Source organism: Streptomyces thermoalcalitolerans (assembly GCF_039525155.1).
GTDB lineage: Bacteria > Actinomycetota > Actinomycetes > Streptomycetales > Streptomycetaceae > Streptomyces > Streptomyces thermovulgaris.
This window is the reverse complement of record NZ_BAAAHG010000056.1, coordinates 1-24038: the sequence shown is the minus strand read 5'-3', so window position 1 is coordinate 24038 and position 24038 is coordinate 1. Positions and strand designations below refer to the sequence as shown.

Below are 24038 nucleotides of genomic sequence, written 5' to 3'. Positions count from 1 at the left end.
GCGCGTCACCCGCGGGCGCCGCCCCCCGCGCAGCCCGTCCGTGCAGCCCATCCAGGGGCTGTCCGGACGGGCTGCGTGCTAGCGTCCCCAAGCGGGCACGTCGCCGGTCGCGGAATGCGGCCGCGAATGACAAGGACGGGACACGGGGAGCACCTTCAGGTGGCCACAGCGGAGCCGACGCACGCCGACGACGCGGACCGGGACCCGGGCAACGGCCCGCGGACGGACACGTTCACGACCGGCGCGGAAAGCGGCCGCACCGGCGGTCGCGAGTCCCGCGCCCGGGCCGCCTTCACGGCCGTCCGGGAGCGGATGCTGCGGCACCCCGCCCTGTCCGTCACCGCCCTGGCGGGCCTGCTGCACATCGCCTGGTTCTTCACCATCGCGAACAGTGGGGGCGACCTCGCGGCGCAGGACGCCTGGGCCGAGTTCGTCGGCCGGCACCCGGACTCGGCGTACAACCTCGCCTGGTACGGCGGCATGCACCCGGTGTCGTACAGCGTGGTCTCGCCGTATCTGATGTCGCTCCTCGGCGTCCGTACGACGATGATGATCGCCGGCACGCTCTCCGCGGGCCTGCTGACGATGATCCTCATCCGCAGCCGTGCGGTCAGGAACCCCCTGTGGGCCGCGCTGGCCGGTGTCTTCGGGCTGCTGTGCAACGCGCTGTCGGGCCGGGTGACGTTCGGCCTGGGCACGATGTTCGCGCTGGGCGCGGTCGCGGCCGTGTTCTGCTGGCCGTACCGCTGGCGCTACAAACGCTGGGCGAAGGGGCTGGTCGCGGCTCCGCTGGCCGCGCTCGCCACCATGTCCTCGCCCGTGGCGGGCCTGTTCGTCGGCCTGGTCGCGGTCGCGCTGTTCCTGCAGAAGCGCCGTCCGGGCGCCTGGTCGCTGGGCCTCGGCCCGACCGCGGTGGTGGCCGTCTCGGCCTGGCTGTTCCCCTTCTCCGGCACCCAGCCGATGGCGTTCGGCTCGGTGATCATGCCCCTGATCCTCGCGGTGCTCGTCTTCGTCCTCGTCCCCCGTGAGTGGAAGACGGTCCGGATCACCTCGGCGGTGTACGGCCTGGCGGTCGTCCTGGTCTGGCTGATCAGCTCCCAGATCGGCTCCAACATCACCCGGCTGGCGATGCTGTTCGCCGGGGTGACGCTGGTGGCGGCACTGCCGTACGCGGTGCCGCGCTCGCGCACGTGGTACGCGCTCGTGCTGTCCTTCGTCGCCTTCACCGGCTGGATAGGCTTCAAGTCGGTCGACGACATCGTCAACACCACCCCCGCCGCCTCCTGGGCGCGCGAACTGGCCCCTCTCGTCAACCAGCTGCAACTGGTCGGCGCGGAGAAGGGCCGCGTCGAGGTGGTCCCGGCCCGCTCCCACCGCGAGGCCTCCGCGCTGGCGCCGTACGTCAATCTGGCCCGCGGCTGGAACCGCCAGGCCGACAGGGAACGCAACCCGATCTTCTACGACGGCACGCTCAACGCGACGAACTACCACGAGTGGCTCCGGCGCTGGGCCGTGCACTACGTGGTCCTGCCCAAGGACGCCCCGGACGGCGACGGCGGCGAGAAGGAACGCGCCCTGGTGCAGAAGGGCATGCCGTATCTGAAGCAGATCTGGGGCGACGCCAACTGGCAGCTGTTCGAGGTCGTCGACCCCACGCCGCTCGCCGAGCCCCACGCGACCGTGATCCGCGCCGAGCAGGGCGCGATGACCCTCCAGGTGCACAAGCCGGGACGCGTCCTCATCCGCATCCCCTACTCACCCTGGCTCAGCCTCGTCGACGAGAACGGCAAGAGCCTGGAGCCGCCGCAGGAGACGAAGGCCTCCAAGGAACGCGCCGAGGACGAGCCGAAGACGTACGACAACGTCAACGGCTGCCTGATGGAGGCGGAGGAGGACGACAGGGGCGACCAGTGGACGGTGCTGCTCGCACCGAAGGCGGGCACGTACCGGCTGGCGTCGCCGTACCAGCTGCCGCGGGGCACGCCCTGCCCGGACGAGCTGAGATGACCGTGCGCCGGTCCCGGAAGCCACCGCCCGGGACCGGCACGTCCGCTCACCTCGTCGTCACCGGCGTCACTGACGTCGCCGGCGTCACGGGCGCCGTCGGCGTCACGGGTGTCGCCAGCGTCACTTCACCGCTTCACCGGAACCGCTTCACCGGAAACGCCACGTCGCACACCGGGTCGTCCGGTCCCGACGTGTCCCAGTCCGCGACGTACACCTCCCGGCACGGCCCCGCCTTCTCCAGCCCCTGCCCGGCGATCCACTGCTCCACCGCCTCGAACGCGGCCAGGATCTGCGGATGGGCCACCTGCGCCTTGGTGATCCGGGTGTACGCCGGCCGCCGGGCCGGCTCCACCCGCACCTTTGTCTCCCAGGCCCGTCCCCGCTTCTCGGCCCACGCCCGTGCCGCCGCCTCGTCGGCGACGGGTACGCAGGACTCGGCCGGCCCGTCGCTCTCCATGGACACCTCGGAGTGGTAGACGACGAACGGCGCACCCGTGATGCCTCCGCACGCGTCCGCCGCTGCCCCCAGCCGGGTCAGCGACGCCCGATCCACGCGGGCAGCTCATCGGCGAGGGTGTGCCGGGTCTCGCTGATCACCACCTGCTCGGGCACGCCGGCCGTGGTGACCTCGAACCTTCCGTACATCTCGGAGCTCCTTCCCGACAGCCGTGCACGGAGGTACTCGGCGAGGGTCCGCTGCCCGGCCACCCGTGTCTCGACGCCGGCCCAGTAGGCGGCGAGCAGCGCGGCGGCCTCGGCCCCGTCCGTCTCGACCACCTCGGCGATCCGGGCGAGCGGCATGTCGAGCTGCCGCAGCAGGGCCACCAGCCGGGCGCGCTCCGTCTGGGAGGCCCGGTAGTAGCGGTAACCGCCGGCGGTGTCGACATGGGCCGGGACCAGCAGACCGAGACGGTCGTACAGCCGCAGGGCCTTGGCCGACAGCCGGGCCCGCGCGGCGAACGCGCCGATGGTGAGCAGCTCGTCGTCCACCGTGTCATCCTCCGTCACCGGGCGGCCTGTTCCGCCCGGCGGGAGGGACCCTCGCCCTTGCCCCAGGGGCAGGGTCAAACATCCGTGGACAGGTGCGGGGCCGGGCACTCAGGCGAGCTGCGCCTCGATGGCCGCGACCAGCTCGGGAGCCTCCGGCTCGGTCTGCGGGGAGAAGCGGGCGACGACCGTGCCGTCCCGTCCGACCAGGAACTTCTCGAAGTTCCAGCGGACGTCCCCGCGGTGTCCTCCGGCATCGGCGAAGCCGACCAGACGCTCGTAGAGCGCATGCCGCCCCTCCCCGTTGACCTCGATCTTCTCGGTCATCGGGAAGGTGACCCCGTACGTCGTCGAGCAGAACTCGGCGATCTCCTCGGCGCTGCCCGGCTCCTGCCCCAGGAACTGGTTGCACGGCACGCCGAGCACGGTGAACCCCCGCTCGGCGTACCGCTCGTGCAGCCGCTCGAGCCCGGCGTACTGCGGGGTGAGCCCGCACTTGGACGCCACGTTCACGATGAGCACGACCCGCCCGGCGTACTGCCGCAGTTGCGCGGAACCGCCCTGGAGGGCGCCGATCTCCACGGCGAGGGGGGAGGTGCTGTCGATGTCTGCAGTGGTCATGCCCGGATGGTAGGGGGTGCCGTGCCGGAGGACCGTCCCAACACCGCTTCCCGGTGCCGTTCTCCGAGGCCGGCCGGGACCCCGGGGACCCGCCCTCGGATGGCGCGTACCTGACACAATGGCGCGCGCTCGGATTAATGTGCGGGCCGTGAGCTTACATGTTGTTCTGGGATACGGGCCCGCTGGAGCGGCCACCGCACGACTGCTGGCCGACCAGGGGCACTCGGTACGGGTCATCACCAGGTCGGGCCGGAGTCCGGAGCCCGGCATCGAGCATGTCGCACTGGACGCGACGAACAGCGGACGGCTGATCGAGGCCGCGCGGGGCGCGGTTGCGCTCCACCACTGCGCCGCACCGCCCTACCACCGCTGGGCGACCGACTGGCCGCCGCTGGCCTCGTCGGTCTGCGCGGCGGCCGAGGCGACCGGGGCCGTCCTGGTCATGCTGGGCAATCTCTACGGCTACGGTCCGGTGGACGGCCCCCTGACCGAGCAGCTGCCGCTCGCGGCGACCGGCCCCAAGGGACGGGTGCGCGCCGCCGTCTGGGAGCAGGTACGGGAGCTGCACGAGCAGGGCCGTATCAAAGCGGTCGAGGTACGGGCCTCGGACTTCTTCGGACCCGGTGTGACCGACGGCGGTCACCTGGCCGCACGCGTCATGCCACGGCTGCTGCGCGGCAAGCCGGTCTCCGCCCTCGGGGATCCGGACGCCCCGCACAGCTGGAGCTACGTCCCCGATGTCGCCCGGGCCCTGGTCGAGGTCGCGGGCGAGGAACGGGCCTGGGGACGGCCCTGGCACGTTCCGACGGGGCCCGCGCTGTCCGTCCGGGAGATGGTGGACCGCCTCGCCGCCGAGGCGGGAACGGGGCCGGTGGAGGTGCGCGGGCTGCCGCCCGCCGTGCTGGGCGTCGCGTCGGTCTTCTCCCCGCTGCTTCGTGAACTGAAGGAAGTCCGCTATCAGTTCGACCGTCCGTTCGTCGTCGACTCCAGCGCCTACGAGGCGGAGTTCACGGTACGGGCCACGCCTCTCGACGAGCAGATCAAGGCAACGGTGGACTGGTGGCGTGAGCGGTCGGCCACCACCGGGTGACATCGGTGAGAGGAAGAGGTTCACAGTGGACTCAGCGAGTGCGCGGCGCGACGACGTCGCGATCGTGGGGATGGCCTGCCGGTTCCCGGGCGCACGGAACGTCAACGACTACTGGCGGCTGCTGAAGGCCCCGCATGCACAGTTCTCGACCGTCCCGGACTCACGATGGCGTCTCGCCGCCTTCCTCAGCGACAACGTCCGTGACCCGTCCTCCGTCTACACGGACACCATGGCGCTGCTGCCCGATGTCGGCCACTTCGACGCGGCGCACTACGGCATCCCGCCGCGCCGGGCCAGGACGATGGACCCCCAGCACCGGCTGCTGATCGACCTCGCCCGTGAGGCGATCCAGGACGCGGGATGGGAGATCGAGGGCTTCGACCGCGAGGAAACCGCGGTGATCACGGCCCTCACCGACAGCGGCTACCGTGAGATCAGCACCCTTCAGATCCGCATACGCCAGCTGGCCGGCGGCGAGTTCGGGGCGCGGGCGTTTGACCCCCGGTGGCCGGAGACGGTCCGCGCGGTCGACGGTCTGCGCGGCACGTCCGTGGCCGGGCTTCTGCTCAACATGGGGCCGAACACGATCAGTTCGGTCTTCGATCTGCACGGCGAGAGCTATGCGCTGGACTCGGCGTGCTCCGGTGGGCTCATGGCCGTGGCCAACGCCGTGTTCGCCCTGCGCGCGGGCCGCTGCCGTATCGCCCTCGCCGGCGGCGCCCAACTGCTGCTCACCCCCGACCTGCTGGTGGGGCTGTGCCGGGTCGGCGCCATCTCGCGCAGCGGCAGATGTCTGCCGTTCGGCGCGGAGGCCGACGGCTTCGTGCTGGGGGAGGGCGCCGGGATCCTGGTGCTGCGGCCCCTGGCCGACGCGCTGGCGGCCGGCGACCGGATCTACGCGGTGATCCGCGGGGTGGGCACGGCCAACGACGGAACTGTGCAGGGCGGCATGGAACCCCAGGCGGACGGCCAGCTCCGGGCGCTGCGCCGGGCCTACCGGGACGCGGGCCTGCCCCCGGACGCGGTGGGGTACCTGGAGGCGCACGGCACCGGGACCGTGGTCGGCGACCCGGTCGAGCTCGACGCCCTGCGCGCCCTGCGCGGTGAGGACGCCGCACCCGCCTTCCTCGGCGCGGTGAAGGCGGTGGTCGGCCACTCGCTCGGCGCCGCGGGAATGGCCGGGCTCATCAAGGCCGTCCTGGCCGTGCACCGGGGAGTGATACCGCCGCAGCCGGAGTTCGAGCCGGCCGACCGCCCCGGGCTGGAGGCCGCGCGGCTGACCATCCCGACGGAGCCGGTCCGCTGGGCGGGGGACGGACAGCCGCGCCGGGCGGGGGTGAGCGCCTTCGGCTTCGGCGGCACCGGTGTCCATCTGGTGGTGGAGGAGCACGCCGCGGAGCCGGCCCGCCGGACACCGGAGGAGGGACCGCACCTTCTGGTGCTCAGCGCCCGCGACCGGGCCGGGCTGGCCCGCTACGCCCGGGACGTGGCGCACACCATCGCCGCCGACCGGCTGTCGCCGGCCGAGGTGGCGCGGACCCTGGCGCACAGGACTCCCCTCGCGGAACGCCTCGCCCTGGTGGTGGAGGACGCCGACGACGCCGTGACCCGGCTGACCGCGGCGGCCGAGGCCGTGGCGGAGGGCCGGACGGGAGAGCTCGGGCCGGGGCAGGTGACCGGCACGGTACCCCAGGGCGAGCCGCACGAGCCGTACGAGGTCGCCCTGCCGGAGCCGGGGACGCTGTCCGCCGAGGAACGCAGGGCCGAGCTGCACCAGCTGGCCAAGCGCGCGGTCACCGAGCCGGGGATCCGTCCGGTGATGGGGCGGACGCCCCCGTGCACCCTGCCGCCGAGTCCGCTCGCCCCGCGCCACCACTGGACGGTCGACCTGTCGGCCCGCGAGGCGGACCGGCCCGCCGCCCCGGTGGATCCTCCCCGGACGATCTCCGGGGCAGCGTCCGGGACGGCCTTCGGGGCGGCCTCCGAGGCGGTGCACGAGCCGGTGCCCGGACCGGTGCGGCCCGGTGGCGGAGCCGCCGCGCCCGTGGTGCTCGAAGAGGTGTCGCGGGTCGGTGTCTTCCCCCTCGCCGAACTGGACGAGCGGATGGAACTGGTGGCCGACCTCGGCTTCGACTCGCTGATGCTCCAGGAGCTGGAGGCCAATCTCGCCAAGCGCGTACCGGGCTTCCGCACCGACGAGGTGTTCTCGCCCGGCCTCACCATCGAGCGGCTGATCGCGCTGGTCGATCCGTACCTCGTACAGCCGCCGGCCCCCGGCGTGCCGCTGCCCCGGCGGACACGTGAGGAGCCGCCCCGGCGGACGCGGGCGGAGCCGCCCCGGCAGACCCGGGCCGAGTGGGACACGCGGACCGCGTGCATCGACGACTTCCCGGAGGTGCGGCAGTTCGAGGAGCAGCTGGACTCGATCGTCGGCAGCGGTGTGAACTTCCCTTACTTCCGGGTCCATCAGGGCACCATCCGCGACACGACCGTGGTCGGCGGCCGGTCGTACCTGTCCTTCGGCAGTTACAACTACCTGGGGCTCTCCGGCCATCCGGCGGTCAACGAGGCCGTGCACCGGGCAGTGGACCGGTACGGGTCCTCGGTCTCCGCGAGCCGGGTGCTCTCCGGTGAACGGGACCTGACCGTACGGCTGGAACGGGCGCTCGCCGGCTTCCTCGGGGTCGAGGACTGCCTGGCGCTGGTGAGCGGCCATGCCACCAATGTCACCGCGATCGGGCACCTCGTCGGCGCGGGGGACCTCGTGCTGCACGACGCGCTCGCCCACGACAGCATCCTCCAGGGCTGTGCGCTGTCCGGGGCGGCACGGCGTCCGTTCCCCCACAACGACTTCGACCGGCTGGAGCACCTGCTCCGGCTCAACCGGTCCCGGTTCCGGCGGGTACTGATCGCCGTCGAGGGCGCCTACAGCATGGACGGCGACCTCGTCGACCTGCCCGCGGCGATCGCGCTGAAGAGGCGTTACGGCGCCCTGCTGATGGTCGACGAGGCGCACAGCATCGGCACCGTGGGCGAACGCGGCCGTGGCGTCGGCGAGTTCTTCGGGGTCGACCGGTCCGATGTGGATGTGTGGATGGGCACCCTGTCCAAGGCGTTCGCCGGCTGCGGCGGTTATCTCGCGGGTTCGGCCCGGATGGTGCGGTGGCTGCGGCACACACTGCCCGGCTTCGTCTACAGCGTCGGCCTGACCCCGGCCAACGCGGCGGCGGCCCTGGCCGCCACCGAGCTGATCGACGCGGAACCGCACCGGGTGCGCACGCTGCGGCGGAACGCGGAGCTCTTCCTGGGGCTGGCCACCTCGGCCGGTCTGGCCACGGGCACCAGTGCCCACACCCCGATCGTGCCCTGCATCCTCGGTGACTCGGCGAGGACCCTGCAGGTCGCGGACCGGCTGTTCGAGCGGGGCGTCATCGCCGATCCGATCTTCCATCCCGCCGTGGAGGAGGGACTCGCCAGACTGCGGTTCTTCGTCACCAGTGAGCACCGCGAGGAGGACATCCGCCGGACGGTGTCGATCCTGGCCGAGGAGGTGGCGGCCGGCGAGGGATGAGCGGCCGGCGTCGAAGGGACGTCGGGTGAGGGTGGGGGACGGGAATGCCGGGTGAGGGTGCGGGACGTCGGACGGGGTGCGGAACGTCAGATGAGGGTGCGCTCGATCCGGCTGAGCACGGCGGCGCTGTGCGCGGATTCCCCGCCCTTTCCTCCACCGCCCCCGGTTCCCCCGGCCGGGGGCGCTCCCTTCCTCTTCCCGGTGCCGCCCGCCCGTCGGGAGAGCAGCCGCTGGGAGAGCAGATAGGCGATGATCTCCGCCTCCTGCTCCTGGACGTCGTCGTAGGACGCGCGCTGAAGCATGTCGCGCACGAGGGCGGGGTCCAGGTTGGGGAAGAGGAGACGGGCGCTCTCCTCGTCCAGCCAGCCCGCCCCGCGATGGCAGCAGATGATGTGGCCCAGCTCGTGCAAGATGATGTGCTCCTGATGCGCGCTGGTGGTGTTGGCGTCGTAGAAGATGAGGTCCTCGTCGCGTGCGGCGACCCACATTCCGCACGGGTGCGACGCGGGCATCTGCAGAGGGACCAGGGTGATGGGGCGGTTGCGGATCTCCCCGAGGTGGCGGCAGAGCTCGGCCACGTCGGCCACCTGGGGCAGGCCGAGTTCGGCGATCCGCCGCGCGCCGGCCCTGCGGAGCTCCTTGAGCCGGTTGCGGCGTTCCTGGTCGGCCGACCGCCCCTTCCTCAGGCCTTTCCTCAGGCCTCTCACTCCGGCTCCGAGGGATCGGTGACGGGCGGCAGGCCCTGCATCTTCCGGTACTGGTCCATGATGGCCGTGATGGCCTGGAGGTTCTCCTTCTTCATCCCGGCCGCCCGCATCGCCACGGCGCGAACGCCCGACTGCCGCAGCGCGTGGAGGGCGGCGACCTCGTTGAGCACCGATTCGGCGACCTTGTCGTCGAAGAAGTAGGCGACGGACACGCCGAAGAACTTGGCCAGGGCGGCCAGGAGGTCCGACGAGGGATTGGAGCGTTTGCCCGTCCGCAGCTGCGACAGGTACACGGCCCCGACCCTGAGTTCGGGGTTGACCCGCTTGAGCTCCTCCGCCACCTCGGCGTTGGTCCACTGTCTGCCCTGAGGGCGAACCGTCCTGAAGAGCTGGTCCAGACGCACTGCCAGCAAGGGCCGGTCGTCAGTCTCGGACACCGCGAATCTCCCTCCCGCCCCCTCCCCGGCGATGCTCTCAGCTATCTCCAACTTTCGCAGATTAACTGGCAGTTGACAATCCATCGGGACTCCGCCAACGTGGGGAGCGCGCCGATAGCCGGCAGCTAACTCGGCTTACGGGGGTGGCCGAGTTGGCCGGATTGCCGGTGCCGTCGGGTCGGTCCTGCCCCGTACGACGGGGTGGGCCGGCCCGACGAGGGGGACATCCGACCGGGGGGAACATCCGCCCGGCCGGGTGGAGAGAAGGAAAAGAGGGGGGCGAAGAAGGGGGAGACACAGGGGAAGCGCTGAGGAGCGCACAGGGAGAACACGGGGGACACGGGGGAAGGGGGAAGCCCGCCCGGTCCGACGGGGGACGGACCGGGCGGGGGCTCTCAACCCGCCTTTCCGACTTTACGGTAGGCGGACGCGACCTTGGTGAGCCATGCGACTTCTGCGGGGAAGTTGTCCGAATCACGATCTTCGAAGTCGCCGACGTCCTTGTTGTCGTCGGGAATGACGCCGAGGCGCTTGGCGCGCAGCGCCTGTCTGATCTGTGCCGCCTCGACGAACGCCTGCCGCATCTCCTCGCTCGCCCCCGGGGCCGCCGTGCCGATGCCGTTGACGCTGCGGTCGATGTAGGGGCGCAGGTCCCGCCAGCCGTCCCTTATCTCGACGACCCGGCGGTGCAAGCGGTAGTCGATGTCGAGGACCGAGCCCCCCGGCGGCTCCAGGGCGATGCCCGGGGAGGCCTCGTACAGGTCCCGCCAGAGCGGGTACAGGGCCCGGTACGACCGGTAGTCGCGCACCCACTTCAGCAGTGCGGCGACCAGGGGCCACCAGGAGGACATGGTCAGGCTGAGCGAGAGGACCACGATGCCCGCCGCGCTGAACAGGGACGCGGCGATCTGCCAGACGCCGATGTCGATCCCCGCCGCGGCGGTGAGGATGTTCACCGTCCGGGCCAGGCAGTAGAGGAAGAGGACCACCACGGCGACGGAGAGCAGCCGCAGGGCCTGACGCAAGGAGGCATTGTCGGTCATGCGGGCGTAGGGCCCGCACTGGCGGAAGATGGTGACGCACGGAACGGCCTGGGAGACGATGAAGGCCAGGAGGTAGGTGAGGACCAGCGGCTGACCGCTGCCGGTGTTGAAGTCCGAGGCGGGCCGTCCGGGGCCGTCGGCGACGAAGAAGAGCGCCGTCAGAAGCACAGTGAGGGCGATGCCGGTGATCACCCACCAACGGGTCCTCCGTACGGCCCTGTCGCCGTCGACGACCCAGCGCAGCAGGATGATCTGCGCGCTGACGCAGAAGGCGACCGCCGACACGTGCATCACCAGGATGGCGAGGTTGCCGACCCCCAGGAAGCTCTCGCTTCCCATGGCGACGGCCCCCATCGTGAAGGTCAGGCACTGGAACAGCAGGGTGACGAGCAGGGTGCGGTAGGCGCTGTCCCGCCAGTCGCGCCGTACCTGGTACAGCCGGCAGGCGAGCGCGGCATACGACGAGAGCGCCGCAATGACGAAGCAGAGGGTTTTGACGGTGTTCACGGCCTGATTCCCTGCGGCGCCGCGTATGCGGCGGACGGTTCAGTCGGTGTGCTCGTCCAGGGGAACCACCAGTCCGACGCCCTCGGCCGCCACGGCGACGGCGAAGTCGAAGAACGCGGACTCGTCCCGGACGCTGTCGTGCGTACGGCTGAAGACCTGGAACACCAGAAGCCCGATCAGATTGCTCCACAGCACGATGCCGCGCTCGATGAGGTCCGAGAAGGGAGCCTCGGGCACGCCTCCGAAGAGCTCCACGGCCGGGGGCAGGAGCAGCGGCGGCCCGGGCACCGTCCGCCGGGGAGGGGTGAGTTCACCGGCCCGGAGCGCCGACCGCACGATGCCGGCCAGCACCGCGGGGGTGCGCGAGGCGGCCGGGACCGTGTCCTGCGGGGCGTGGTACCCCGGAACGGGCGAGCCGTAGATCAGCGCGAACTCGGCGGGGTGGTCGAAGGACCACTGCCGCAGCGCGCGGGCGACCGCCAGAAGCCGCGCACCCGCGGACGCACCGGCCTTCTCGGCGTCCTGGTCGGCCTGCTCCATCGCGGCACCGGACGCGTTGTAGGCGTCAATGATCAGTGCGGTCAGCAGGTCGTCCCGGTGCGGGAAGACGGCTTCCACATCGGCGACGGCGAGGCCGCCGGCGCGGGCGGCAGCCTCCAGGGACAGCCCCGCGGCGCCCGAGGTCTCCAGCAGCCGGCGCGCGGCGGTCCTGATGGCGGCCGGGAGTTCGGTGTTCCTGTCGGTGGACGTCGTTCCGGAATCCTCCATGGGCCACACCGTATCCGTCCGTCACCACGGTCATCAGTGCATCCGTTCGAACACTTCGGCCACACGTCAAGATCCAGCCACGTCCCGGTGCCGCCGTCGGGCGGGCCTCGGGGGCGCGTGGACCGTCGAGTGGGTTGCCGCGTGGGTTGCCGTCCCGTTCGAAGCGGGTCGAGAGGAGCCGATCGCGTGGGGCGGCTACGGTTTTGCCGTGGTCCGATACCTGCTGTGGTCCACGGGCCCGACCACCCTCGGCCGGACCTGCCCCGCGGCAGACGGGAAGAAGGGTGTCCCATGACGAACCCGGTGGTCGTAGGAGTGGACGGCTCACCCTCGAGCCTGGAGGCGGTGGAGATCGCGGCGCGCGAGGCGGCGCTGCGCGGAGCCGGACTGCGGCTGGTGCACGCCTTCGGCCGGCCGTCGGTGCACGTACCGCCCGGTATGCCCCCGTGGAACCCGAAGGCGGCGGGAGTGCGCGAGCTGGTGGACGGCACGCTGACCGAGGCCGAACGGCGAGCGCATGCCACCGCACCGGACGTGGAGATCACCCGTGATGTCACCGTCGGCGAGCCGGTGATGGTGCTGGAGATCGAGTCGCGCACCGCCTCGCTCGTCGTGGTCGGCAGCCGCGGACTGGGCGGGTTCGGCAGCCTGCTGCTCGGTTCCACCGCCGTGCACCTCGCCGCCCACGGCCGCTGCCCGGTCCTGGTGGTGCGCGGCAGGCCGAACCCGACCGGTCCCGTCCTGCTCGCGGTGGACGGCTCCCCGGCGGGCGAGGCAGCCATCGGGTTCGCCTTCGCCGAGGCGTCGCTGCGCGGTGCGGACCTGGTGGCGCTCCACGTGTGGAACACCTGGAGCGAGACGGCCTACGAGAGTTACGGGGACCACCTGAGCATGGTGGTCGACCTGGAACGGCTCCAGGAGGAGGAACAGCGGCTGCTGGATGAGACGCTGGCCCCGTGGCAGGAGCGCCATCCCGAGGTCACCGTGGAGCGGCGCCTGGTGCGTTCCCGGATCCGCCCGGCCCTGATCGAGGCCAGCCAGGACGCGCAGCTGCTGGTGACCGGCGCCCGCGGTCGCGGCGGCTTCACGGGCCTGCTGCTCGGCTCCGTCAGCCAGGCCCTGCTGCACCACGCGCACTGCCCCGTCGCCGTGGTCCGCGGCAAGGAGTGACCCGGGGCCGCACGCCCCGCACGCCCCGCACGCGCACCCGCACCTGCGGGAACCGCCCGCCGCCCTGTCGCCCCGGCGTCCGCAGCCCGGTGGCGGGGAGATGACGGCCCAGGACCACCGTCGTACCCTGCCGGAACCGCACCTCTTCAGCCGCGACTGGGAGTCCCGCGTGACCGAGCCGACCGCCCCGGACAAGAAGCCCTTCCTGTACGTCGTCGTGTGCGCGAGCGGCATCGCCCATGACGTCGGCAAGCTGATCACGGCTGCCCAGGAGGCGCACTGGGACGTCGGTGTCATCGCCACACCGCAGGGCCTCGGCTTCATCGACGCCGAGGCGATCGAGGCGCAGACCGGCTACCCGATCCGGTCCGCCTGGCGTCTGCCGGGGGAGCCGCGCCCGCTGCCGCCCGCGGACGCCATCGCGGTCGCCCCGGCCACCTTCAACACGATCAACAAGTGGGCCGCCGGGATCTCCGACACCCTCGCCCTGGGCATCCTGTGCGAGGCGTACGGCATGGGCATCCCGACCGTGGCCCTGCCCTGCCTCAACGACGCTCAGGCCGCTCATCCCGCCTATCGGCAGAGCCTGGACCGGCTGCGGGAGATGGGTGTTCTGATCGGCTCGCGCGAGGCACCCCCGTCCGAGGCCGGCGGCAGTGCGGACCGCTTCCGCTGGGAGGAGGCCCTGGAACTGCTGGAAACCAGAATGAAGCAGGACGGCACGACCCTCGGCGCCCCCACCCGGCGGTAACCCGGCGACGGTCCGCCGGCGCCCCCACGGACCCGCCACCGCCCACGGACCACCTGCCACCGCCCATGGACCACCTGCCACCGCCCGCGGAACGCCCCGGACAGGCCGCCCCCGGAGAGACCGCCCGGGACGACGCCGCGGGGTCGGCGCTGTCCCGAGCCCTCCTGCTCACTTGTCCGACTGGACTGCGGCATCCCCCGGTCCGTCGTGACAGCCGTCCTCCCCCGAGGACCGGGAGGCCATCGCAGCACGGTCGGACTCACTGCGCAGGACACAGAACTCATTGCCTTCGGGATCCGCGAGGACGGCCCATCCCGACCCGTCGGGTTCCCGGCGGTCGGCCACCAACGTGGCCCCCAGGCCCAGCAGCCGTTCGACCTCTTCCTCACGCGAGGTCTCGGGACGCAGGCACAGGTGCACCCTGTTCTTGCCCGTTTTCGGCTCCGGGACCTCGTTGAAGTGCAGCAACGGTCCCGTCGGCAGCATCACCTGCGCCTCCGGATCACCCGGTTTGCTGTCCGGATCCACCGGGCAGCCGGTCACCTTGCTCCAGAACTGAGCCAGTTCATAGGGATTCGCACAGTCGATTGCCACGTTCTGCACCATCGAGACCATGCGGGCGAGCCTGCCATGGCTCCTTTCTGCCTCACCACACCGAATATCGCCAACGCGCGCACAACGCCCGTCACACCTCATGTGAGAGCACGTCAGAGCTCGTGAACTTCCGGGAACCGGTGACCGCCACCGACACCTCGGGCATCAGAAAGAACCGCACCGTCCCTGCGCTGTGACACGACCCCGGAAAGGAACCCCGATGGTTCCAGTTCAGCAGGTGACCTCACCAGGCGAGTGAGGTGCGCGGAGGACTCCGAGGCGGCCGTCACGAACCAGCGGTATGGGTATGGGGGGAAAGCCGCGGAGGAAGTACCTCCGGTGGTCGGTACTGGGCGGTGCTGTCGGGGACGCGTTCTCCGCGGTCGTAGGGGTTGTTGCCGCAAGCTTCGTTGCGTCCTCGCCGTGGTGGGCGGTGGTGGGTCTGCCCCCGAACACCCGGCTGCTAGTGTCCGGCGCCATGTGGGCTCAAGAGATCGTGGCCGGCCGACCGGCGTGGCGGCACATCCCCTCCGGAGTGGTCTTCCGGGCTGTTCCCGGGGGGACGTTCCGGATGGGCCTGTCCGACGCGGAGCTGGACGCGGTGCGTGCCATCGAGCGGGCCGGCGGCGCCGATGACGACCTCGGGGCGTTCTTCGCCGGTGCTGCCCGAGCCCGGCCGGTGCGAGAAGTGCGGGTCGAGCCGTTCCTGATCGCCCGGCATCCGCTGACGGTGGCGCAAGTGCGGCACTGGCTGCCCGAGTACGAGGACGGCTTCGCCGTATCGGATGCGAACACGGCCCGGCTCGAGGACGACCTGGGCGACCTGGACGACCTGCTCGAGGCGATGCCCTTCCGGCTGCCCAGCGAGGCGGAGTGGGAGTACGCGGCCCGGGCGGGCACGACCACGCTGACCTTCCGGGGGGACGGGAGGCCGGACGAGGACCAGGTCCTCGACGACTTCGCCGACGAGGAGCGCACTGCCGCGGCCGAGAACGCCTTCGGGCTGGCGGCGATGGGGTCGGCGAACGAGATCTGCGCCGACGTGTGGATCCCGCATTTCACGGACGCGCCGAGGGACGCACGCCCCCGCACCGGGGACGGGCCGCGGGTGGTGCGCGGAGGCGCCGGCGACCTCTCTCCGTGGCAGGGCTGCGACGAGTGGCTGCTGTTGCTCTCCGCCACTCGCTCCGAGTTCCAGGACTTCACCGCGGTCCGTCCGGTCGCGTCCATGGATGCGGTTGAGCCGGCAAGGCGCTGACCTGTGTGCTCCCTTGACGCTCCAGGGCGGTCGGCTCGCTGGGGACCGGCTGCCGCGGAGGCGCCCGGGCGGCCGGTGACCGCCGTCCGTGAATGCCGGATGGGGACGGCCACGGCCGCATGATGTGATCTTTATCACTCAAAATTTGGTTGAAGGTGGGACAACTATGCAGGTGTGTTCCGCTTTGTGACAGGCGGCTCGATCCCCCCTCCGGCCTGAGCCGAGATGTGGCCCCTTATGGGGAGCTGTCTGCGGCAGTACGATTTGCCGTCCGTCATGTGTGGAGTTCATGTGAAGCTTTTATGAGGGCGCGGGCGGGGTGATCCGGTCGACCGATGAGGTACGGCCGTGATCTTCGCCGTCCGCGATGAGGCAAGAGGGGCGTCATGCACGGACATGCGGCCACCGGTCCGTCCAGCGTGATGTACGGGGCAGGTGTCTTGGGGCCGGGTCCGGCGGGCGGCGCCGTGAAGCCGGCCTCGTTCATGCGCCGAAGGCAACCGCGGCTCTGACGATCACTGCCCTGGCACCGTCCCACAGCGAGGAAGACGGCCTGGCAGAGATCGGCCCGGCACAGGAGGGCACAGGGGGGCACAGGGGGAAGGCCCCGCTGCGGTCGTCGCGTCGGCCGACAACAGCCTCAGGCCCGGCTTCGCGGCACTCCCGACAGCATCGGCCTCACCTCTGTGCCTGTTCCGCAGCCGTACGAGACCAGAGACGTGAACCGGCCATCGCATCCCTTCCGAGCCCCGCCGGTCACGTCTCGGCACGACTCCGCACGAGGCACCCATGGGGAAGCACCGAAGAACGGGCCTGACGCCCGCCAGGATCCGCAACGTGATCGCTCTGATCCCGGCCCACAACGAGGCCGACATCATCGCGGACTCCCTCCAGGGGCTGTACCGGCAGACCCTGCCTCCGCAGCGGATCATCGTGGTCGCGGACAACTGCACCGACGCCACGGCGGCCATCGCGGCCTCCCTGGGGGCCGAGGTCTTCGAGACCCGGGGCAACCGGCACAAGAAGGCCGGAGGGCTGAACCAGGTCCTGGCCGTCCTGCTGCCCTGTCTGCACGACGACGACGTGGTCCTCGTGACGGACGCGGACAGCGTCCTGGACCCCGGCTTCGTGGCCTGTGGGGTGGAGCACCTCGCGAAGGGCTACGGAGGAGTGGGCGGCACCTTCCGGGGAGGACCCGGCGGAGGCTTCGTGGGCCACCTCCAGCGCAACGAGTACGCCCGCTACGCACGGGACGTGAGGCGCCTGGGCGGCAAGTGCCTGGTGCTCACCGGCACGGCGGCCATGTTCCGGGTGCAGGTGCTGCGGCAGATATCCCGGGCCCGCCTGAAGGGCCGGCTCCCGCCCGGGGACGGGCGCGGGGGCATCTACGACACCTCGGTGCTCACCGAGGACAACGAGCTGACCTTCGCGGTACTGCACCTGGGCCATCAGGTGATCTCGCCGAAGGGCTGCACGCTCACCACCGAGGTCATGCTGACGTGGAAGGCCCTGTGGAACCAGCGGCTGCGCTGGAAGCGGGGAGCGGTGGAGAACTGCGTCCAGTACGGCCTGACGCACATCACATGGCGCTACTGGGGCCGTCAGCTCCTCAGCATGATCGGCATCCTCGTGACCGCCGTGTACCTGGCGACCATCGCCTACTCCCTGGCCACGGACTCGTTCCGTCTGCACGAGTTCTGGCTCTGGGTCTCGCTCGTCTTCGTGGTCGAGCGGGTCGTGACCGTACGGGAGCGCGGCTGGAAACGGATGCTGCTCGCCGCGTCCATGTACGAGCTGCTCTTCGACTTCCTGCTCCAGGCCTGCCACGCCAAGGCGTACCTGGACTCCGTGTTCCGCCGTGAGCGCGCCTGGTAGCAGGACGCTTCAGAAACTGCCAGAGATCAACCAGAGATCAAGTGGGAGAGACCCATGTACAACAACCCCGCGATGACGGTGGGCGGTGGGGCGCTGGCCTCCACCGGCCTCGGACTGATGACCAGCGTGTGGCTGGGCCTGGCGGCCTTCGCCATGGTGGCCCTGGGAACCGCCGTGATGCGGATCGTGCCCCGCGGCGGAAACCGCTCCTGACCGTGCCCCACTGAACGACCGAGGTGGCCCTCCCGCCCCGGGAGCGGCCACCCCGGCCACCTGCCACGACTCCGGGCACGGTGTGCCGGGCTCGAGGAGCACGGTGGCCGTTCACGTGGCTGCTCGGGGCCGTGACAGGCACCCGATGGTCGCAGTTGCCGACGTCAGTCCGGCCGGGCCCGGTCGCTTCCGCGTTGACGCGCCGGCCACCCGCGTCCCGCGCACCGCTTGGCAGAAGCTCTCCGCAGGAGATGGCGCCAAGGGACACCGCTACTACGACTGGGCGGTCGGTCATCGACCTCGCCCCTGACGGCCGACCAGGCTGGTGTCAGCTGCTCATCCACCGCAGCCGACGCACCGGTGAACTCGCCTTCTACCGCTGTTGCTCACCCCGCCCCGTGCCGTTGCGCGAACTGGCTCGGGTGGCCGGACGCTGCTGGAGCGCGGAGGAGTTCTTCCAGACCAGCAAGGCACTGGCTGGCCTGGACGAGCGCCAGGTCCGCCGCTGGCACTCCTGGAAACGCTGGGTCACCCTGGCGGTGCTCGCCTACGCCTTCCTCACGGTCACCGCGGTCCGCGAGCGTGCCTGGCATCCCACTGACGACGAGCTGACCCCCATCACCTGCCATGACGTCCAGCGTCTGTTCGTCATGCTCTTCCAACCAACAGCACCTGACCTGGACTAACACCTCCGCTGGTCGCTCTGGCGGCGCCGTCAGCAAACCCGCGCACGCACCAGCCACTACCGACGCCAGGCAACTCAACGAGCATGAAGATCACGATCTACAGCTGGAGTACAAGCGGCAGACGTCGACGTTTGTGCAAGTCAGGGCATGATCTCTGTCGACCCGGATGACCTCGGCACGTGGTTGGGTGAGGCCTTGACGAGTATCTGCCGGGGCCGCTGACGCCGCGGGAGCGAGACAGGTCGATCACCTGCCTGGCAGGTGTGCAGCCAGCGGCCGGTGCAGGAGCCGCCTGGACCACTATTGCGACGGACTCTCAGCTTGAATCTTTACGCTTCCACAGTGAATGCTGCTTCGTAGCCGTCATCGACCTTGATGTCCTCGTACACGATGGTTTGGCATAGCCGGTTCCACCGGTTTCCCAGCAGGACTGCAAGCCCCATGGGACAGGCGAGGAAGAGGTGCATGCGCCGGACCCTGCGGGTGGAGCGGCGGAGGTAGTCACGGATGCCAACTGCCAGGGCGTTAGCGGTGTTGCTGTCGGGGACAGAGCCGTCTTTGGCTGAGCCGCTCGGCGGCGTGAGGACGATGAGCTTGCCGACGGGCAGGTTTTGCTCGCGCAGGTATTCCAGGACGTCTTCGGTGAGGTCTGCCGCGACTGCGATGGCGACGGCGATCTCGTCGCCTTGGCCGATCTCGTGCTCGGCGGCTTGTGGGACATGGATGGTGCCGAACGGATCTCTGGAAGACCAGAGTTGGCCGCGTTGCACTACTGCTAGATCAGCTCCGGTGACCATGCGGAAGGTGGTACCCACCAGGAACGCCGGTGCGAGACGGATGCTGCCCGTGACGAAGATGGCGGCGGTACCGGCGGGCAGGTGTTCCGGTGCGGCTTCGATGTCCGTCTGAAGCTGGGCCCAGGTGTTCGGTGCCAAGGGACGACGCTTAGTGTAGGCGGAGTCGCCGTCAAAGCGGTCGACCCAGTCGATGGCATGGTCGGCATCCGACGCCAAAGGATCTGGCTTGAGTGTGGCGATCGACAGAACGGCCCGGGCGAGGCCGGCTTTCAGGCCAAGGTCCGCGACGGCAGCCTCGATCATCTCCAGTGTGAGTTCTCGTCGGCCCTCGCGGACCATCTTGGCGACCCAGCCAGCTCCCTCCTCAAGCGCCCGTTGGTCATGGCGAAGCCCGGTGACGGCCATCAGGAGGCGAAGGTTCTCCTGGTACCAGACCATGTCCAGAGGCAGGTCGAAGCGCAGCACGGACAGGAGCTCGATGAGCTCGGCCTCGGTCAGCCCTGCCTCTTGCGCCCACCGGGCACGTGCCTTACCACGATCCGACCTGGACCCGCCGAGGGCCGCTTTGGGCATCAAGAGGCCCGTACGGGCGTCTCGGCCTGCCAACAAGTGGTCCTTGGGGTCGGCTGCCCGGTTAGTGACCAGGCGCAAGTCGACGCTGTCACCGCCTGAGGTCAGTCCCTTCCACGTCCTGGCAATCTTCTTAAGGATGGACGGTCCACCGTGGGCGCTAGGCTTGGTCAAGTACTCCTCGTTGACCGGTGTGGCGCTATCAACCGCGTACTTGACCTGCTTGTAAGTATTCGGAGGAACGTCACGCAGTAGGACGACGTCGTCGAGGTTACCCACGCTGTCGAGTTCGACGCCGACCGCACGCACGGGGTTGTGTGAGCGAGCACGGGTTTCGCGAAGGAGGGTCAGGCACCCCTCCCAGGCAACAAGCCACTGGTAGTAGTCGCCAGTGGTGCGAACGCCGGTGGGGCCAGCGGCGGGGAGGTGGGCCATCAGCGCTCCTCAGTGAAGACCGGGGTGGGCTCCAGTTCCTCGGCGGCGGCGAGGAGGTCTTCGTCAGTGACCGGCCGCTCGGGGAAGGCGCGGAGGATGGCAGCCGGGACCAGGCGCTGGGTGAGGTCGGAGAATGTGTAGCCGGGCCGGTTGCCAGTGGGACCGGTGAGTTCGGCGACCTTGCGGACGGTTTCCGGTCGGATGCCAAGCCCGTCAAACGCTCGGGTGAGGACGGCGTACCGCTGCTCGTCGCTAGGGCGGGTGAAGGTGAAGGTGGCTGCTGCGCGGCGCATGACGGCTGGATCGAGGGCGCCGACCCGATTGGTGCATAGCACGACGACGACCGGGAGCCGAGCACCGGCTAGGCTGTCGATGCCTGCTAGGAACGCGTCGACGCCGGCCCGGTCCTCATGGTGCATCTGCTGGGCCTCGCGGGACTGTACCAGGGCATCGGCCTCGTCGACGACGAGGATCTGTACAGCGCGCGCACCCTGGGGCCCGGACACGCGATTGCCCATGGTGTGCATGTGGGCGAAGGCATCGCTGATGAGTGAGGTCATCTCGCCCACCAGGCCGCTGCCGCGAGTGGCGAGCTTGAGCCGGTACAGGTAGACGGGCAGGTCAAGAAAATCGGCGAGGTCGCAGCCAAAGGACTCGGCCAGGGCTGACTTGCCGGAGCCGACATCGCCGGCGAAGACGAACAACGGTGCCCGGTCCGCGAAGTGGGTGAGAGCGGCGACATTGCCGCCGTGGTGGGTAACAGCCCAGTTTCGGAGCCGACGCGGGTCCGCGAGGAGGGCGGCTTCCTTTCGCAGGCGCAGCTTCATGTCGTCCAGGCCGACCAGGCGTTCATAGCGGGCACGGCGGGTGGGCTCGGGCAGCTCGATGACGGGGTGGAACAGGTCGTCCTGGCTGTTCACGTTCGTATTCCTCCTGCCGGTGGTGCTGGGCTAGTAGGCGACGTAGATGTCGCGGGAAACGCCGACGCCGTTGCGGACGTATCCATGCCCTGTGGTGGTGGTGCCCGCGAGAGTGCTTGGGGCGGTGCCGGTCGTCCGGGAGACCGGCAGGGTCTCCTTGATCCTGGCCTGCTCGCTGATCGTCAGATTCCAGAAGGACGAGCTGTAGGTCAGGAAGCTGTAAAAGCCGTACCCGGTGAGGTCGACCGGGTCCGGGAAGCTGCCCGGCCGTGAGTCGGTGAGCTGGCCGCCGACCGTGGCCTTGTAACGCAGGCGCATCTTCCAGGCGTTGGTGCTCGTGTCGCGGAAGCCGTAGTCAACGGTGTCGAGGAATCCGCGGTTCAGGAGGATCGCGACCTCCTCGGCGTAATCCTCGATGCTGCCAAGGGCAGGTTTGCCGTAAAGGTTGTGCAGGAGTCGCAGGTCAGCGCCGACTCTGCCTCCGACATAGCGGGCGTCGGTGATCGTGAACGAGGCGGATGCGGATCTGCTGTACGAGCCGGTCATGGTCATTCTCCCGGGAAGGTGGGGCCGAACAGCTCACGCCAAGAAGCCAGAGCCTCACCTTTCGTGGCCGCGTAGGCGGCCATCGTGATGGTGTCGAGGGTGGCCCTGGCGTGATTCACCAGACGCTGACGATCCTGCTCGGTGTAGCTGCGCGTGACGTTGTTCTCCGGGTTGACCGGGTCCCAGACCTGGATGGGGTCCGCCGTCGTACGCACTGCGTCGGCTTTGTAGTAGTCGGTGAAGACGATCGGTGTCCTCAAGCCAGTGCGCACGATGTAGGCAAGCACCTGCTCCATGGCTGCCGGGTAGTCGTCGACCTGGAGCGGCTTGCCGTTCCAGCCGACATCCCACAGGTGAGCCACGAGGAGTTCGATCAGGAACGACTTGCAACGCAGCTCCGGGTCGACCTCCTTGCTCTCGCGGACCCACGCCTTCAGCAGCCGGATCAACTCCCGGTACCCATCGCCGGCCTTGTCCTTGCGCGTCTGGATGAACTGCAGGTGCAGAGTGACCGAAGTGAGCACCTTGGTGCCGTCGGCGGTGACCAGGTACCCCTTATCGTCTGGTTCGCCGGTGTAGAGCACGGGCACGACGTCGATCTTCAAGCCGCTGCTCCGCATCGTGATCCCGACGGCGTGGTCCGACGGCTTGAAGTCGTCCGCGTCCTTGGTCGCGCCGTAGACCTCGATGCAGCGGTCTCGCAGCCAGGTCAACATCGTCGAGACGTCGATGTCAGTGTCCGTGGTCCGCAGGTAGGCGGCAACGTCTGCATCGGACCCCGTGCCGCTCCTACGCCGGATCGCCGTGTGCTTGGCCGTGCTGCCGGACGCGCGGAGCTTCACCAGGTCGAAGTCCGGGTGGGCAGCAATGTAGTCCTCCAGCCGCTCTCGCAGGTGGTTCACCTGTCGGCGGCGCTCTCTCGCCTCATCCGGCGGCACGTTCACCTTGTTCTGCACGAAGGTCTTGAGGACCTTGTGGTCAACGTAGCGCTCTCCCGCCATAGTTGTCGCCCTTCGCCCGAGAAGCTGATCGGCAGGAGAACAGACTTACCACCCACCACTGACAAACCCGCTTCAAAGTTGCGAGCGGCCGTCCCGCTCCGGTATTGGGTCGTTGCCAAACGTTGAACTACGCGGTACCTGCCCTAGTCTCGACACGACCTCTCCAGGGGAACCTAGTGACCTGAGTCGGAGATTCGTCGTTAGTTGGGCATGAGTCGTCCGGGCCCGAAGATTCCGCCGTTGTCAGTGACCGATGCCCAGCGAGCCGTGTTGGAGGGCTGGGTCCGTCGTCGTACGACGGCTCAGGCTCTGGCCCAGCGGTCGCGGATCGTGCTGGAGTGCGCCGAGGGGCACTCGATCATGGAAGTGTCCCGTCGGCTGCACGTCGCCCCGGATACGGTCCGCACATGGCGGCGCCGCTTTCTCGCACGGGGCCTGGACGGCCTGTGCGACGACCCGCGCCCGGGCGCCCCACGCAAGATCACCGACGCGGACGTCGAGCGGGTCATCGTCACAACACTCGAGGAAACCCCGAAGAACGCCACCTGCTGGTCGACCAGGTCGATGGCGGCCGCCACCGGGATGTCACAGTCGACGATCTCACGGATCTGGCGGGCATTCGCCCTGACCCCGCACCGCTCGCAGACGTCTCTGCTGTCCACCGACCCGCTGTTCATCGACAAGGTCCGCGACATCGTCGGCCTCTACCTCGACCCGCCGGAGAAGGCCCTGGTCCTGTGCGTGGATGAGAAGTCCCAGATCCAGGCCCTCGACCGGTCCCAGCCGGTGCTGCCGATGATGCCCGGCGTTCCCGAACGCCGCAGCCACGACTACATCCGCGCCGGCACCACCACCCTGTTCGCCGCCCTGGAAGTGGCGACCGGCAAGGTCATCGGCTCGCTCCACCGCCGCCACCGGGCCGCCGAGTTCAAGAAGTTCCTCACCAGACTCGACAGGGAAGTACCGGCAGGTCTTCAGGTTCACCTGATCCTCGACAACTACGCCACCCACAAGACCCCCGAGATCAAGAAGTGGCTACTGGCACACCCCCGCTTCCACCTGCACTTCACCCCGACCAGCGCGTCCTGGCTGAACCTGGTGGAGCGATGGTTCGCCGAACTGACGCAGAAGAGACTCAAGCGCGGCGTCCACCGCTCCGTCCAGGCCCTCGAGCGGGACATCCGGTCCTGGCTCACCGACTGGAACGAGCACCCCAGACCCTTCGTCTGGACCAAGACGGCAGACGAAATCCTCGACAAGGTCGCCGCCTACTGCCGACGAATCTCCGACTCAGGTCACTAGTCGCCTGCTTGCTGACCGCCTCTAGGGTCAATACCGGTGACTTTGTTGGGGTCTGGTCGTTGGGCGGGGTGTGCCAAGGCCGGGGCAGGTGAAGTCGTCGGGGGTTGGCCGGTTCTCGGATCGGATCGCGTTGGGGGTGCTGACGCGGGCGTTTCCGCCGGAACTGGTCGATGAGGTGGTCG

At 69.7% G+C, this 24038-nt stretch carries 19 protein-coding genes and 2 pseudogenes; 10 read left to right on the top strand and 11 right to left on the bottom strand.

Annotation, left to right across the window (positions count from 1 at the left end; translation table 11 throughout):
- The first annotated feature begins 159 nt into the window (after positions 1 to 159).
- Positions 160 to 2007, top strand: coding sequence for an MFS transporter (locus ABD224_RS24510; RefSeq protein ID WP_344053518.1), 1848 nt, complete (start codon positions 160 to 162; stop codon positions 2005 to 2007).
- A 133-nt stretch (positions 2008 to 2140) separates the two neighbouring features.
- Here the strand turns inward: ABD224_RS24510 and ABD224_RS24505 are convergent.
- Together ABD224_RS24505 and ABD224_RS24500 are read right to left on the bottom strand one after the other, a co-directional pair.
- Positions 2141 to 3015 (bottom strand): annotated as a pseudogene (locus ABD224_RS24505) (MerR family transcriptional regulator).
- Positions 3016 to 3105: 90 nt separating this feature from the next.
- On the bottom strand, positions 3106 to 3615 hold the full coding sequence (locus tag ABD224_RS24500; RefSeq protein ID WP_344053516.1) for a glutathione peroxidase: 510 nt from the start codon (positions 3613 to 3615) through the stop codon (positions 3106 to 3108).
- Positions 3616 to 3763: 148 nt separating this feature from the next.
- Between ABD224_RS24500 and ABD224_RS24495 the strand changes: the two genes are divergently transcribed.
- On the top strand, positions 3764 to 4705 hold the full coding sequence (locus ABD224_RS24495) for an NAD-dependent epimerase/dehydratase family protein (RefSeq protein WP_344053514.1): 942 nt from the start codon (positions 3764 to 3766) through the stop codon (positions 4703 to 4705).
- Positions 4706 to 4775: 70 nt separating this feature from the next.
- Positions 4776 to 8276 (top strand): aminotransferase class I/II-fold pyridoxal phosphate-dependent enzyme, encoded by a 3501-nt coding sequence (locus ABD224_RS24490; protein ID WP_425581044.1) that lies wholly within the window; start codon positions 4776 to 4778, stop codon positions 8274 to 8276.
- 86 nt (positions 8277 to 8362) lie between these two features.
- Here the strand turns inward: ABD224_RS24490 and ABD224_RS24485 are convergent, their stop codons facing one another.
- The 4 genes from ABD224_RS24485 to ABD224_RS24470 form a co-directional block, all read right to left on the bottom strand.
- Positions 8363 to 8974 (bottom strand): toxin, encoded by a 612-nt coding sequence (locus ABD224_RS24485; RefSeq protein ID WP_344053541.1) that lies wholly within the window; start codon positions 8972 to 8974, stop codon positions 8363 to 8365.
- A 5-nt stretch (positions 8975 to 8979) separates the two neighbouring features.
- Positions 8980 to 9420, bottom strand: a complete 441-nt coding sequence (locus tag ABD224_RS24480) for a helix-turn-helix domain-containing protein (RefSeq protein ID WP_067396116.1) — start codon at positions 9418 to 9420, stop codon at positions 8980 to 8982.
- A gap of 395 nt (positions 9421 to 9815) precedes the next feature.
- A complete protein-coding gene (locus ABD224_RS24475) occupies positions 9816 to 10970 on the bottom strand; it encodes an MAB_1171c family putative transporter (protein ID WP_344053508.1) in 1155 nt (384 codons plus the stop codon).
- A 39-nt stretch (positions 10971 to 11009) separates the two neighbouring features.
- Positions 11010 to 11738: a TetR/AcrR family transcriptional regulator gene (locus ABD224_RS24470; RefSeq protein WP_344053506.1), complete on the bottom strand. Its 729-nt coding sequence runs from the start codon at positions 11736 to 11738 to the stop codon at positions 11010 to 11012.
- A 291-nt stretch (positions 11739 to 12029) separates the two neighbouring features.
- Here ABD224_RS24470 and ABD224_RS24465 point away from each other — a divergent pair, with 291 nt between their 5' ends.
- Together ABD224_RS24465 and ABD224_RS24460 are read left to right on the top strand one after the other, a co-directional pair.
- Positions 12030 to 12908, top strand: coding sequence for a universal stress protein (locus ABD224_RS24465; protein WP_344053504.1), 879 nt, complete (start codon positions 12030 to 12032; stop codon positions 12906 to 12908).
- Positions 12909 to 13077: 169 nt separating this feature from the next.
- Positions 13078 to 13659, top strand: a complete 582-nt coding sequence (locus ABD224_RS24460; RefSeq protein WP_344053501.1) for a flavoprotein — start codon at positions 13078 to 13080, stop codon at positions 13657 to 13659.
- Between the two features lie 234 nt (positions 13660 to 13893).
- On the opposite strand, the pseudogene ABD224_RS24455 reads toward ABD224_RS24460, so the two are convergent.
- Positions 13894 to 14274: pseudogene (locus ABD224_RS24455) on the bottom strand (VOC family protein); the annotation flags it as partial.
- A 550-nt stretch (positions 14275 to 14824) separates the two neighbouring features.
- Between ABD224_RS24455 and ABD224_RS24450 the strand changes: the two are divergent.
- The 4 genes from ABD224_RS24450 (at position 14825) to ABD224_RS24435 (ending at position 18285) form a co-directional block, all read left to right on the top strand.
- Positions 14825 to 15511: a formylglycine-generating enzyme family protein gene (locus ABD224_RS24450; RefSeq protein WP_344053498.1), complete on the top strand. Its 687-nt coding sequence runs from the start codon at positions 14825 to 14827 to the stop codon at positions 15509 to 15511.
- 837 nt (positions 15512 to 16348) lie between these two features.
- Positions 16349 to 17386 carry a glycosyltransferase family 2 protein gene (locus tag ABD224_RS24445; RefSeq protein WP_344053496.1) on the top strand — a complete coding sequence of 346 codons (1038 nt, stop codon included), beginning with the start codon at positions 16349 to 16351 and terminating at the stop codon, positions 17384 to 17386.
- Between the two features lie 54 nt (positions 17387 to 17440).
- Positions 17441 to 17599 (top strand): hypothetical protein, encoded by a 159-nt coding sequence (locus ABD224_RS24440; protein ID WP_160161941.1) that lies wholly within the window; start codon positions 17441 to 17443, stop codon positions 17597 to 17599.
- Between the two features lie 251 nt (positions 17600 to 17850).
- The gene (locus tag ABD224_RS24435) at positions 17851 to 18285 is read left to right on the top strand and encodes a hypothetical protein (RefSeq protein WP_425581043.1); all 435 of its coding nucleotides are present in this window, start codon (positions 17851 to 17853) and stop codon (positions 18283 to 18285) included.
- A 329-nt stretch (positions 18286 to 18614) separates the two neighbouring features.
- Here ABD224_RS24435 and ABD224_RS24430 read toward each other — a convergent pair whose 3' ends face one another.
- The 4 genes from ABD224_RS24430 to ABD224_RS24415 are packed head-to-tail and all read right to left on the bottom strand — an operon-like array spanning position 18615 to position 22554.
- Positions 18615 to 20087, bottom strand: a complete 1473-nt coding sequence (locus ABD224_RS24430) for an SAVED domain-containing protein (protein ID WP_344053489.1) — start codon at positions 20085 to 20087, stop codon at positions 18615 to 18617.
- Positions 20087 to 21007 (bottom strand): AAA family ATPase, encoded by a 921-nt coding sequence (locus ABD224_RS24425; RefSeq protein WP_344053487.1) that lies wholly within the window; start codon positions 21005 to 21007, stop codon positions 20087 to 20089. The genes ABD224_RS24430 and ABD224_RS24425 overlap by 1 nt, the downstream gene beginning before the upstream one ends.
- Before the next feature lie 30 nt (positions 21008 to 21037).
- Positions 21038 to 21553, bottom strand: coding sequence for an HORMA-1 domain-containing protein (locus ABD224_RS24420; RefSeq protein WP_344053485.1), 516 nt, complete (start codon positions 21551 to 21553; stop codon positions 21038 to 21040).
- Between the two features lie 2 nt (positions 21554 to 21555).
- Positions 21556 to 22554, bottom strand: coding sequence for a CBASS oligonucleotide cyclase (locus ABD224_RS24415; RefSeq protein ID WP_344053483.1), 999 nt, complete (start codon positions 22552 to 22554; stop codon positions 21556 to 21558).
- 210 nt (positions 22555 to 22764) lie between these two features.
- Between ABD224_RS24415 and ABD224_RS24410 the strand changes: the two genes are divergently transcribed.
- Positions 22765 to 23856, top strand: a complete 1092-nt coding sequence (locus ABD224_RS24410) for an IS630 family transposase (RefSeq protein WP_344053481.1) — start codon at positions 22765 to 22767, stop codon at positions 23854 to 23856.
- Positions 23857 to 24038: the final 182 nt, after the last annotated feature.

Coding starts and splice junctions, on each gene's coding strand:
- ABD224_RS24410 (WP_344053481.1), top strand. CDS start 22,765: ATGAGTCGTCCGGGCCCGAAGATTCCGCCGTTGTCAGTGACCGATGCC.
- ABD224_RS24420 (WP_344053485.1), bottom strand. CDS start 21,553: ATGACCGGCTCGTACAGCAGATCCGCATCCGCCTCGTTCACGATCACC.
- ABD224_RS24500 (WP_344053516.1), bottom strand. CDS start 3,615: ATGACCACTGCAGACATCGACAGCACCTCCCCCCTCGCCGTGGAGATC.
- ABD224_RS24440 (WP_160161941.1), top strand. CDS start 17,441: ATGTACAACAACCCCGCGATGACGGTGGGCGGTGGGGCGCTGGCCTCC.
- ABD224_RS24430 (WP_344053489.1), bottom strand. CDS start 20,087: ATGGCCCACCTCCCCGCCGCTGGCCCCACCGGCGTTCGCACCACTGGC.
- ABD224_RS24465 (WP_344053504.1), top strand. CDS start 12,030: ATGACGAACCCGGTGGTCGTAGGAGTGGACGGCTCACCCTCGAGCCTG.
- ABD224_RS24435 (WP_425581043.1), top strand. CDS start 17,851: ATGGCGCCAAGGGACACCGCTACTACGACTGGGCGGTCGGTCATCGAC.
- ABD224_RS24470 (WP_344053506.1), bottom strand. CDS start 11,738: ATGGAGGATTCCGGAACGACGTCCACCGACAGGAACACCGAACTCCCG.
- ABD224_RS24490 (WP_425581044.1), top strand. CDS start 4,776: ATGGCCTGCCGGTTCCCGGGCGCACGGAACGTCAACGACTACTGGCGG.
- ABD224_RS24450 (WP_344053498.1), top strand. CDS start 14,825: ATGGGCCTGTCCGACGCGGAGCTGGACGCGGTGCGTGCCATCGAGCGG.
- ABD224_RS24415 (WP_344053483.1), bottom strand. CDS start 22,554: ATGGCGGGAGAGCGCTACGTTGACCACAAGGTCCTCAAGACCTTCGTG.